Source organism: Desulfovibrio sp. (assembly GCF_034006445.1).
GTDB lineage: Bacteria > Desulfobacterota > Desulfovibrionia > Desulfovibrionales > Desulfovibrionaceae > Desulfovibrio.
The window spans coordinates 24,842-36,989 of the sequence record NZ_JAVESS010000024.1 but is presented as its reverse complement, the minus strand read 5'-3'; the positions used below and the strand labels follow the sequence as shown (position 1 = coordinate 36,989).

8 protein-coding genes are annotated in these 12,148 nt (G+C 60.2%); 2 read left to right on the top strand and 6 right to left on the bottom strand.

The annotated features are described in order from the left end of the window. On the top strand, nt 1-1,008 hold a 1,008-nt coding region (locus RBR41_RS13255), incomplete at its 5' end, for a hypothetical protein (protein ID WP_320353120.1). Between the two features lie 344 nt (nt 1,009-1,352). On the opposite strand, the gene RBR41_RS13250 is transcribed toward RBR41_RS13255, so the two are convergent. The 3 genes from RBR41_RS13250 to yqeC form a co-directional block, all read right to left on the bottom strand. After that, nucleotides 1,353-1,733 (bottom strand): RidA family protein, encoded by a 381-nt coding sequence (locus RBR41_RS13250; RefSeq protein ID WP_320353119.1) that lies wholly within the window; start codon nt 1,731-1,733, stop codon nt 1,353-1,355. Nucleotides 1,734-1,815: 82 nt separating this feature from the next. Next, nucleotides 1,816-2,775 carry a selenium-dependent molybdenum cofactor biosynthesis protein YqeB gene (gene yqeB, locus RBR41_RS13245; RefSeq protein ID WP_320353118.1) on the bottom strand — a complete coding sequence of 320 codons (960 nt, stop codon included), beginning with the start codon at nt 2,773-2,775 and terminating at the stop codon, nt 1,816-1,818. Then, a complete protein-coding gene (gene yqeC / locus RBR41_RS13240; protein ID WP_320353116.1) occupies nt 2,772-3,764 on the bottom strand; it encodes a selenium cofactor biosynthesis protein YqeC in 993 nt (330 codons plus the stop codon). Before yqeC ends, yqeB begins: the two co-directional genes overlap by 4 nt. Nucleotides 3,765-3,774: 10 nt before the next feature. On the opposite strand from yqeC, the gene RBR41_RS13235 reads away from it, so the two are divergent. After that, on the top strand, nt 3,775-4,488 hold the full coding sequence (locus RBR41_RS13235) for a nucleotidyltransferase family protein (RefSeq protein WP_320353115.1): 714 nt from the start codon (nt 3,775-3,777) through the stop codon (nt 4,486-4,488). A gap of 368 nt (nt 4,489-4,856) precedes the next feature. On the opposite strand, the gene xdh is transcribed toward RBR41_RS13235, so the two are convergent. The 3 genes from xdh to RBR41_RS13220 all read right to left on the bottom strand — a co-directional run bounded on the left by xdh (nt 4,857) and on the right by RBR41_RS13220 (nt 12,026). Beyond that, nucleotides 4,857-7,490 (bottom strand): selenium-dependent xanthine dehydrogenase, encoded by a 2,634-nt coding sequence (gene xdh, locus RBR41_RS13230; RefSeq protein WP_320353114.1) that lies wholly within the window; start codon nt 7,488-7,490, stop codon nt 4,857-4,859. 226 nt (nt 7,491-7,716) lie between these two features. Further along, nucleotides 7,717-9,252 (bottom strand): solute carrier family 23 protein, encoded by a 1,536-nt coding sequence (locus RBR41_RS13225; RefSeq protein WP_320353113.1) that lies wholly within the window; start codon nt 9,250-9,252, stop codon nt 7,717-7,719. A 17-nt stretch (nt 9,253-9,269) separates the two neighbouring features. Then, entirely contained in the window at nt 9,270-12,026 is a 2,757-nt protein-coding gene (locus tag RBR41_RS13220) for an NAD(P)-binding protein (RefSeq protein ID WP_320353111.1), read from the bottom strand. Nucleotides 12,027-12,148 lie beyond the last annotated feature (122 nt).

The following is a 12,148-nucleotide window of genomic DNA, read 5'->3' as shown; positions in this document are numbered from 1 at the left end:
CCTGCCGACTTGACTGCTGACTTTATGACAACCTTTGAAGGGGTTTTGGAAGCAATCTACACTAGAGCGGGTGCGGATGCCATTGTTCCTTCGGAACTTATAGACCTCTTGCCAGGGCACGACTCCGGTTTTGCGGTTTCGTTTGCACAAACAGACGCAGAACACCAGACGCAGGACGCCCAGCATGCCGCAGCGGGATATGACGCCAGCACGCAGGACGCCCAGCATGCTACAATCGGGCATGACGCCAGCACGATGCAGGACGCGCAGCATGCCGCAGTCGGATATGACGTCAGCACGCAGGACGCGCAGAATGCTACAACCGGGCATGACGCCAGCACGCAGGACGCCCAGCATGCCGCAGCCGGGCATGACGCCAGCACGCAGGAGACACCGCCCGCCGCTCATGATGGTTCGGTTCATATGGCAGGCGATGACAGTCAGGTGGCTGCATCTGCCGCCAGCGTGCAGCCGGACACTGCTGCGCTGCATGCGGATATTCTTGTGCCTGACGACATCGCGCAGCCAGGTTTGGTTGCGGGCGAACATGAGGTGGAACCGGCACAGCCGCTTTTCGCCTTTTTAAATGCCCCTGACGCTGGCGCGCACGTGGATACGTCCGCATATGAGGGGGACGCGCTCCTGCATAACGACCACCTTGGCAGTGGAGAAAGCCAAAGCGGCATCGCCGGGGTTCAGGGCGAGATCACGTTGACCCTTGGGGATGAGAGCCTTGACAGCCTGTTTGCGGGCGCCGACCAGCACCTGGCGGAAAATGGCGAGCACGGCCTCTGGTACGTTGCATCGGGCTCAGACCTGCACGAAGTGGCCCTGACCGACATGAGCGAAATTATTGTTCAGGGCGGCTCCGGCGAACATGTTTCTGATGCTGGCGTAACTACTGAAGAATACGCACATTTGGAGCAGGAAGTCGTCAGCGCCCCCACTGTGATGGATTTCAATCAGGAGGCCACGGACAACGCCGTAAGGGAAATGGCGAACTGCTAGAGCATGGTACCTTTGAAAAAGTGTAAATGCTCCAACGCTGCACGAAAGTGCAGCGCGCCACAACGTGGCGTATACCGTCAGCAATCTGCCTGAGGTTCGTTCAAAAGAACACACGCCCAAAGGTTCACGGGTATCCTTCTGCACGCAATGAACACCAGACGGGGCCTGCGCTTATGGCGCAGGCCCCGTCTGGTGCACGTTGCCCTGAATGGCAGACAGTTTATTGTAGTGGAGTTTTGGAGAAGGGGCAGCCATTACCGGAATGATCCGCCCTCGTGAGCACTGTTTGCAGACGTTCCATCGCAAAAAAATGGACAACAAACGCCCGCTGGCGTGCATACAGGTTATACGCTGGCGATGACTTCTATTTCCACTCTGGCCCCAAGGGGCAGGGCCTTGACGGCAAAGCAGCTTCTGGCCGGAAAAGGCGTGGAAAAAAATTCCGCATATATTTCGTTGACGGACGCAAAATCACTGATGTCGGTAAGGTAAACCGTAGTTTTAACGACCTTTTGCAGGGAAGAACCGGCCGCTTCCAGAATGGCCCTGACATTGGTCAGCGAGGCCCGCGCCTGGTCCTTGATATTGTCCGAGATGTCTTTGGAACCGGGTTTCAGGGGAAGCTGGCCAGATGTGAAAATCAGCGAACCAGTGGAAATGGCCTGGGAATAGGGGCCGATGGCGGCGGGGGCCTTGTCGGTGGAGATTACAGTGGTTGCATTCATTGCAGTATCCTTGGTTGACTGTGCGTGCTTGAAACAGGTTTAACAATCGTCTTTTTCTGGAAAACGGGTGCATGAAGGCCGATCACGTGGCTTTAGCCTGCCGTCTGCGATGCCGCCAGGCGAAATGTGTTTCAAGCGGTATTTGCGGGAGCCTCTCTGGCGCTTCCGTTGCAGGCAGATGCTGTTGTGTCATGGCATACTGGAGATATTCCTGACGAAAGGGGGCCAGAATCACGCCGCGCAGACGGGCCAGATAGAAGCAGGCCTCCAGAACGGCTCCTCCCAGGCAGCGTGCCTTGTCGGAAATGCTTTGCCAGTTCACATTTTCCGCCGGGCGCGGATCCACATCCGCGCACTTGAGCCCCTGCGGCACGTCCATGCCTTCAGCGATAAGTCCGCGCAGCAATCCACTCAGCGGGGAGGGCACGGGCGTTCCACCCACGGTGAAAAGCGTTTCTCCGCAGGTTACGCAGTCGCCAAGCTGTCTAACGTGTTTGACGACTCCTGCCGTGGGCGCGCGCACCACGCGCTCAGCGCTTTTGCCCCCCAGTTCGCCGGGAATGCCGGTATTGGGCAGAGCCGATCCACTGAGGACAAGCCGCCCCAGATCATGGCCGCGCATGGTTTCAATAATGGCGTCCACGTCTTGCGGCGCGCTGAAGCCCGGCCCCAGGGCTATGGTCAGGGGAGCCATGTTTCGGTGGGTTCCCAGGTTGCGCTTGGCAATGATGGCGTCCACCAGAACGGCTGGCCGAAGCCACGCAAGGCTCCCGGCTCCGGGATCGACAATCACGGGAACGACCCCGTCAGCCCAGGCGCGGTCGCAGTCGGCAGGAGCGGCCACCAGCCGGGCGCGCATATCCTCCACCTGAAATTCTCCCTCCAGCACTGCCGAACTGACGGCCACGTTTCTGCGAATGGCCAGGGGCTGCGGCACTTCCAGCACCGCCGCCCTGAAGCCGGCCCGCCAGAGCTTCTGCACCACGCCTGTGGCCAGGTCGCCGCCGCCGCGCACCGCGATCACATCCTGATTGTACATCATACTCCCTCCTGAATGGCGTTTGCGGTGCGGGCGCTCTGTGGCGGGCCGCTCGTATCCGCGCCCTGCATGCGGATGGCCCGGCCATACCGGGCGCTGCCGGCTACAATACAATCCAGATTGGCCAGAGTCTCTGGCGGCAGTGCGTCAACAACACGGCCGGCCTGATCCAGGGCGGCAGCGTCTTCAATCTGACTGAAAAAAAGGATTTTTCGCCCTCTGGCGTGCGCAAACAGGCCGCAAGGGCCGCTGATGACAGCAGCAAGGTGATCGGCCCGCAAGGCCTGGCCTTCACGCAGCCCGGAAAGTTCTTTGAAAACGGGCCAGCGGTGTACGTAGCGGGAATCCAGGGGGTGCCCCAGAAGGTGGACGGGAAGGACTCCGATGGTGGCCGTGGTAAAGTCCGGCACCACAGGCTCCTGCGGGCCCCATCCTTTGAGGGGGAGCATGCGCGAGCCGTCGGCCTCAAGCAGCAGCAGACGAAACGGGCCGTCATGACCGCTCAGGTTTTCATACATTTTGTGGGGCAGCGGCAACAACTTGTAGGCGGTCATGGCCTCATCGACAGATTTGGCGCAAGCGCCGGGCGGCAAAGCCTGGGCATTGTTACGGGCTTCGCGAAACCAGTGCATTTCCTGCATTGAAGGGGCAGCGGGTTTGGCGGTGGGGGCGGCCTGGCCGCTGCCGGACGAAATGGCGCGGCCGCAGGCAAGGTAGATGCCGGGTTCGGGGGCATGCCTTTTTCCGGCCCAGGCGCACAGCAGGTCTTCGGCGGCGGCCTGATCCAGAAAGGCCCTGTAGCTTTGCGGGCAAGGAGCGAAGATTTTGGTCGTTGTGCCCAGTAGTACGGGCAAAGACGGAAAACAGCCAGCCAGGGCGCTCATGAGCGTGCTTTTGCCGCCGCTGCCGATGAGGCAAACCCTGTCTCCAGGCCGCAGCCCAAGGGCACGGGCGATGTCCGTCCTTGTTGCAGCAGGCGTGGTTGGCGTCATGTGTCTTCCCATGGAAAAAATCCGTTTTCTGGCCGCCAGGGCCGGATTTTTGGTTGTCAGCTGGCCGGATAAGCCCCATGCTGGAACCGTTGCACGTCAGGCCGTTAACCTCAGCCTCTTTATGACCGTCATGAATATAGCCGCCATCGTACTTGCCGCCGGGCTGTCCCGGCGTATGGGAAAAAACAAGCTGTTACTCCCCTTTGGAAACAGCAGTCTTCTTGGCCGCAGTCTGGCCCTGGTTGCCTCCCTGCCCTATGCCGAGCGCATACTTGTCACCACGGAGCAGACCCTGCACTGGCTGGAGCAGCATGAAGAACTGCCGCCGGGCTTCAGAACAGTAATCAACCATGCCCCCGAAGAAGGGCAGGCCGCCAGTCTGCGCCTGGGAACAGAGGCATCCGGGGCGGATGGCTATATGTACTTTACCGGCGACCAGCCCCTGCTGCACAGGGATGTTGTGCTGGCCCTGCTTGAACGGGCTTCGCCGGAGCATATTGTGGTGCCCCGGGCTGGCGGTCGCCCCGCCAGCCCGGTATTTTTTCCGGCGCGTTTCCGCGCCGAGCTTCTGCAGCGGCGGGGTGACGAGGGCGGCCGGGGCGTGCGGGACGCGCACCCGGAGGCATGCCTGCAAGTGGAAATGCCCGACCCGCGCATACTGGCGGATATCGACACGCCTGAGCAGTACGAGGCCCTGCTCCGTGAGGAGCAGCCGCGTGAATGATGTTCTTTGCCGCCCTTCTGCCATGCTGTGATGCCCTGTTGCCGGGAGCGCCGCCCGGGAGAATCAGTTTTTGGAGCAATTTCATTTTGAAATTGCTCCAGCTGTCGCGAAGGCGGCAGTCGCCACAACGTGGCGTGGATTCAGCCGAGCTTTAGCCGTTGCGACGAAGGAAGCTACGGATAAAGACAGCATGAGTAACTATACATTTTGTTCCATACAATCGCTGTCGCCATTCGTAAGGCTCGTAGACTCGCCAGCGACTGCCGCAAAGACAGCAATTGGTTAATTGAGCGGCCAGCCTGCTGATGCTTGGCGCAAATCACATTTTTCGGCTGAATGAAAACTTTGAAATGTGAAGCATTTCAAAGTTAATCTGCTCTAGGCTCCTTGGGTTTGGGAGCCTTTTTATAAAAGGTGTTTTTCAGCGGCAGCGATGTGCGGAACACCCCGTCCAGGTGATAATAGGCCCCGTGGATGGCTGGCGTGGCAGGGATTGAGGCCAGTTCGCCCACGCCCTTGCCGCCCTTGCCATAAGGCCCCCAATTCTTGTTGTCGACAAATTGCGTGCGTATCTCGGGAATATCTGTAGCTCTGAAAAGGCCGAGTGTGCCGTATTTGTTCTTGGGGTAGCCGTTTTCCACCTTGAAATCCTCGGTCAGGGCGTAGCCCATGCCCATGACGATGCCGCCTTCCAGCTGGCCCTGAGCGGCCGCCGGATTGGCCACACGCCCTGCGTCGTAGGCCCCGTGGATGAAGAGGATTTTTCCGTCGTCGTCGATGTCGACTACCAAGGCCGCATAGCCGTAGGCCACATGGCTGACGGGATTGGGTTTGTCGGTACCCATGGGGTCCGTGACGCCCAGGAATTCACCCAAAAATTCTCTGCCTTCAAGGTGTTGCAGAGCTTCGTCCCACGAGATCTGTTCTTCTTCGATGATTTCTTCCAGCGCCTGTTTCAGTTGTGCGGTGGCGCGTACCGTGGCCTCGCCGGTGAACACGGTCTGACGCGAGGCCGTGGTGGTGCCGGAATTGGGAGTGCGGACAGTGTCCGGCGGCTCGACAAAGAAGACATCCGGGGGAAATCCTGTGCTTTCGCAAGCCATTTGCAGCATGACCGTGGCCATGCCCTGACCGATGCAGGCAGCGCTGCTGCGCAGATGTATCTTGCCTTTCTCAACGGAGGCGATGCAGCGTCCGGTATCGGGAAGGCCCACGCCTACGCCGGAATTCTTGAAGCAGGCGGAAATGCCGGGGTGCTTCGCCTTGTCAAAGGATTCCTTGACGGCCTCAAGGCATTCCACCACCGCGGTACTGGGGTCGGCTATCTGCCCGTTGGGCAGGGCCTGCCCCGGCCTCACGGCATTGCGGTAGCGGATTTCCCAGGGGGAAATGCCCGCCTTTTCGGCCAGGAGCGTCAGGACGCATTCCATACAGAAGGCGGACTGGGTAACGCCGAAGCCGCGAAACGCTCCCGCCGGGGGATTGTTGGTGTACATGGCGCGGCCGCGCACCTTGAAATTTTGAAAGTTGTAAGGCCCGCCCGCATGGGTGCAGGCGCGCTGCAAAACAGGCCCCCCCAGCGAGGCGAAGGAACCGGTATCGGACAGGATGTCGAAATCCGCGCCCTGGATGATGCCGTTTTCGTCACAGCCAAGGGTTACGTTGATCTCCATAGCGTGCCGCTTGGGGTGGAAATCCAGGCTTTCCTGCCGGGAGAACTTGACCTTCACTGGCTTTTTTACAATCCACGCGGCCAGGGCCGCATGGTGCTGCACGCTCATGTCTTCCTTGCCGCCGAAACCGCCGCCCACCAGCATGGAGTGTATGTGCGTCTTTTCGTACGGCAGGTTGAGCATGTCGGCCAGTTCGTGCTGTTCGTCATAGATGCCCTGCGCGCCGGTATAGACCAGGATGCCGTCCTCGCCTTCGGGCACGCCAACGGCGCATTCCGGCTCCATGAAGGCGTGGTCCGTGGGGGGCAGGATAAAGCGCTGCCTGACCACATGCCTTGACGCGGCGATGGCTGCCGCGGCATCGCCGCGGTTCACGATTTCCTCGCGCAGCAGATTGCCATTGGGGTGCACCCTGGGGGCGTCCGGATCGAGGGCCTGAGCCGCCGAGGTGACGGGGGGCAGTTCCTCCCACTCCACCTCCATCAGATCAAGAGCTTCCTTCAAGGCTTCACGCGTTCTGGTCACCACAAGGGCCACGGCATCGCCGACAAAGTGCGTGATTTCGCCCACGCCCACGAGTACGGGCTGGTCCTTGATAATATGGCCGATGATTTTTTTTCCGGGGATGTCGTCGGCAGTGATGACGCGCACCACGTCGGGATGCTCCAGCGCCTTTGAAGCGTTGATGCCAAGCACCCTTGCGCGTGGGTATTTGCTGCGGACCCCGGTTGCGTAAAGCATGCCCTCGAGACCAGGATAATCAGGCCCGAGGTCGTCCGCATACAGGCCCGTGCCCAGGGTTTTTTCCTGCGCGTCCAGACGCGGAAAATCCTCGCCAAGCTTGCCGGTGAAGTTTTCCTGGGGAACAGGGGCGTCTTCCCTGAACAGCCTGGCGGCCCGCATAATGGCGTCTTCAATCTTCACGTAGCCTGTGCAGCGGCAGATATTGCCTCTGATGGCCTTTTTGACGTCCGCCGGGGCCGGATCGGGGTTAACGTCCAGCAGGGCCTTGGCGCTCATGACCATGCCGGGGATGCAGTAACCGCACTGCACTGCGCCCGCCTTGGCAAAGCTGTAGGAGTACACGTCTTTTTCGCGCGCAGTGAGTCCTTCAATGGTGACCACGCTTTTGCCTTCAAGCTTTGCCAGAGACGGCACGCAAGCGCGCGTGGCCTTGCCGTCCACCAGCACGGTGCAGGCGCCGCAGGCGCCTTCGCTGCAACCATCCTTGGTGCCCATAAGCCCGAGGTCTTCCCGCAGAAAGGACAGAAGCTTGCGATTGGGAGCATCCGAGGCGACGTCACATCCGTTAATCTTGAATGATGGCATATGTTCTCCTGTGGGTCTTGACTTCGGGCCGCCCGGCGGCCAGCTCTTTTGCTGGCCGCACGCCGGTCATGCGCCTGTCGGGGCCTGCCCGTAGTCTTCGTCTAGAGCATTTAACACTTGAAATGCTCGCGTACGGCAGGCAAAAGCCCGCCTACTCGCATTTCGTGGCAAGGATTTTCAGAAAAATCCTTGCAGAGCGTTTAACTCATTTCATTCGTAAACTGCTCTAGCTGGCCTGCTTGTTATTGGCTACGTTGGTTGCTGCTACGTTGGTTACGGGCTGACTTGCGCCGTTTTCTTCGCCTTCGGGAATGAAGAATTCCTGCAGTGGCGTGCATTCTTCATCAAGCGCTTCTTCGTTGGAGGTGCACGCGGGCGCGCCGGGCAGGATCTGGTGTACGATCATGGCCGTCACGCCGCCGGAAACCACGGGAGCTTCAAAGAATATTTTGAAGAAGTGGGGCATCTTGTTGAACATTTCCGGCGTCAGCATGGAGATCATGCCCACACCTATGGAAGCGGCGATGATAATACTTTCGCGGCGGGTCACGCCGTGTTCGGACATAATGCGTATGCCAGACGTGGCGATGGTTCCAAAAAGGACCACAAGCGCGCCGCCGAGTACCGGCCGGGGCAGAAGCTCAAAAATAACCACAATTACAGGAAAGATGGAGAACAGCACAAACAGCCCGCCGCAGAAAATGCCTACCTTGCGGCTGGCCACGCCGGAAAGCTGGATGACGCCGTTGTTCTGGGCAAAAGTGATTTGCGGGAAGCAGCCGAAAATGGCCGCCAGCGCGCTGAATACGCCGCCGCAGAGGATGCCGCCCTTGAGCCGTGAGCGAAACAGCGGGCCGGAGGTGGGTTGTTCCGAGATGGAGGCCGTGGCCGTGATGTCGCCTATGGCTTCAATAATCAGCACCAGGAAAATGAAGGACAGCAGGATGAATGCCTGAAGGTCAAAGCCAAAGAACCCGAACTTGAAAGGAACGGGCAAGATGAAAAGCTCTCTCGGTTGGCTCAGAATGGCCCAGTTGACCTTGCCCATAACAACCGCCACCAGAAAACCCACGCCCATGCCGATGACCAGGGAGCACATGCGGAAGAGGGGGTTTTTCAGCCGGTTGATGGCCACCACCGCAAGAATGACCACGCCTCCGAGGAAGAGGTTGTCAAGGTTGCCGTAGGTGCCGTTGGCCTTGGAGGCGAAGCCGCCCGCCATTTCTATGGCGCCCACCTTGATAAGTGACGCGCCGATCATGAAAACGGTGATGCCTGCCACGGTGTGGGTGATGACCTTGCGCAGAAATTTTACCGTATAGCTGCCGAGCACCAGCCAGATGGAGCCCACAAAGCAGACGCCGAAGAGAGTATTGAGGGATTCCTGCCACGAAAGCCCTTTTTGCTGCATGAAGGCCAGCCCCAGCGTGATCAGCGTGGCGGGAAAGGCAAAGCTGGTGGCCTGCACGTTGAGCATGCCGGACCCGATAAGCCCGAAGGGACGGGTGGCGTGTACTATGATGCTGAGACCGGCAAAAAAGAGCGACATGCTCACCATATAGGCTATGGCTTGCGAGGGCGCGCCCAGAGCGGTGGCCACAATGACCGGGGGCGTCATGACGCCGAGAATCATGGCCAGGATGTGCTGCAGGGCAGCGAGCAAGGTAATGCCGAAAGGCGGTGTGGCGTCCAGCGGGTAAATGAGGTCGCTGGTTTTGGCGGGTGCGCCGGTGGCAGTAGTGGGATTGGACTGGGTGGTCATCAAGCGTCTCCTTCTGGCTAGGCGTCCATTGCGGAAGACAGGGCGGGGTTGCCCGAAACTAGAGAACAACATACCGCCGCCTGCACGGCAGGCAGCAGCGAAACTTCATCAACATTCTGCTTGAGCGTCACTTCCCTGGCTTCAAGGCTGCATGCGTCAAGCACGGCACGCATGGTTTCGTCCTCATAGACCAGGGTTTCAGTATCATCACGCAGGCTCCAGGCTTTGCCGCAGTGCTTGCCCATATACAGGGCGGCGGATTTACGCCAAAAGCCGTTGTCGTCTGCGTCAAAGGAAGCCCTGCTGAGGTGCAGGCGGGGTTTGTCCCTGTAGGGCGCGCCCGAAGAGGGGCAGAAGGCCACGCAGTTGCCGCATTCGTTGCAGAAATCGCCAATGTTCATGATCTGCGCCGATTGTTCTATGCCGCCCGTGCCCAGTGTGGACACGCGGGTTTGTCCGTTGCATTTTTGCGCCCGCTGTATGGGCCAGGTGCGACTTTGCGTGTACAGCAGCACATTGGCTCTGTTGGGGCAGACAGACACGCAAATGCCGCAGAACTTGTCGCATTGCAGGCAGCGCGCTGCCTCGCGGCTGACAGCTTCGGCAGAGCCGGCTTCAGCTCTGGTCATACCCTGAAGACGGAAGGCCTGACGGCGGCGCAGGTCGGCAATATTCATTCCGGCCCGCCTGTGTGGACGGCTGCTGGCAAACAGTACGCCCAGGCGGGCCAGAATGGCGGCAGAAGCCCGGCGTCCTTCTCCCACGCTGGCAACTAGAGAAGACGGCGGGCCGCCATTTCCGGTGGAGGTAGCCCGGAAAATGCCGGATTCATCGGAAACGGAAATTTCTTCCACGCCCGGCGACAGGTACACGGCATCGGCCGTGGCAGCCAGTTGGGCGAGTTTGTCGGCTTCCACGCGGCAGCCGCAGTGCAGGTGAACGCCCTGGGCCAGTATGGCGTCCACGTCCTGGATGACCAGAGCGGCCACCTTGGCCCCCTTGTCCAGGATGGGGCCGAGGGTGCGTCCGCCAGCGCGGGGAGCGCTCTCGTACACGTCGACCGCACATCCGGCCAAAGCCAGGAAAAAGGCGCAGGAAAGCCCGGCCGGGCCTGCGCCAACAATGGCAACGCGGCGTCCATTGGGCGGGGCGGGGCGGTGGTCGCGCTGCCCCGCAAGGGCCGCGCAGCCTTTCACTTCCCTGATCTGAAGGCCATCGTCATACTGTATGCGCATGCATTTTTCACGGCAGGCCTGGTTGCACATGGCCCCGAGTACGGAGGGGAAGGGGTTGGTATCAGTGATGACCGCCAGCGCGCCGTCAAAGTCGCCGGCTGCCGCCCGTTCGAGATAGGCCGGAATATGCTGGCCTGCCGGGCAGCGGCTCATACAGGGAGCGGCGGCGCAGTCGAATGCGGGCAGGGGGCGGGACGTCTTGACGTCAGTATGGCGCATGGCGCTTCTGGCATAGCGGGAATCCGGCGCAGAGGCGCGGGGGGCGGTTTTGGCAAGGTTTTGCAGCACGGCGGCTGTATGGTCGTCCAGCCCGGCCGTCTTGCGCGCGAAAGCGGCTATGCTTTTTGCCCCGGCCGTGTGCATGGTCGCGCGGAGGTTCTCCAGATACTGGGCCAGGCGACCATAACCGCCGGGCTTGAGCAGATCCGAGCAGACGGTCAGGGGCGCAAGCCCGCAGGCCAGGGTTTCCGCCACGTTCAGGGCGTCCACTCCGGCGCAGAACGAAATGTCCAGCCTGCCCTCAAAATCGTCCTGAAGGCGGCGGGCCACGGCGATGGAAACAGGGTAGAGAGCCCGCCCGCTCATGTAGACCATAGGCTCTTTTTCCGGCAGGCTCTGGCCGCTGTTGAGCGCCTCAAGCGTGTTGGTGAGCTTGACGCCAAAGGCCAGCCCCAGTTCATCTGCGGCATGGCGGCAGCTGTGAAGAATACGCAGGGCCGTGTCGTAAGAAATGTCGTGTTCAAAGGCGATGTCGGGCACATTCACCGTGTATCCGAGGCTCTCGTTGAGGATGCCGCGCACACGCTCCGGCCCCAGCAGGGTGGGATTCATCTTGAGCGTGGTGTTGAGGCGGCGGCCCTGCAGAAAATACAGGGCTATCCTTTCCACCTCATCGGGCGGACAGCCGTGCATGCAGGAAATGGTCAGGCTGTCGCTCATGGAGGCGGGAATGTCTATGTCGGCCGCTCCGGGCCAGATTTTTGCCAGCTTTTGCTGCATGGCGCGCACATCGTCGCCGCAGTTTTGCATGCGATCCAGAAAGCGCTGCACCGTGGGGCTCAGGATGCCCTCCATGCTGTACCCGGCGCTCATGTTGAAAATCATGCCCGGGCTGCCCGCAAAGCCGAAATGGGCGTGCAGAACATGAATAAGTACCCAGGCCTTGAGGTATTCCTCATAGCTGCCGTCCAGGCTCAGTTCCTGGGACCATTCGCAGTTGTACCCCTCGTCCCGCATGTCGATGCAGGGCTTGGTCACGGCGATTTTGTCCAGCACCTGCACGGTTTTCAGCTCCATGTAGCGTGCGCCGCACAGCCATGCCGCGATGATGTTCTGGGCCATCTGGGTATGTGGCCCGGCAGCGGCTCCCAGAGGCGTTTCAAGCTCGATTCCGTAGCGCTTCATGCGGAAGGGATCGTTTTTCTTCGGGGTGAAAAACAGGTCCCTGACGATGCCCAGGGCGGACCCCTGCCTAAGATCTTCAAGTATCCAGCTCAGAAGCCGGTCGGCGTCCATGCCGTGCATGTGGTCGGTTGTCATGGCCTCTCCTTTTAGAGCATTTAACACTTGAAATGCTCGCGTACGGCAGGCAAAAGCCCGCCTACTCGCATTTCGTGGCCAGGATTTTCAGGAAAATCCTGGCAGAGCAGTCAACGCATTGC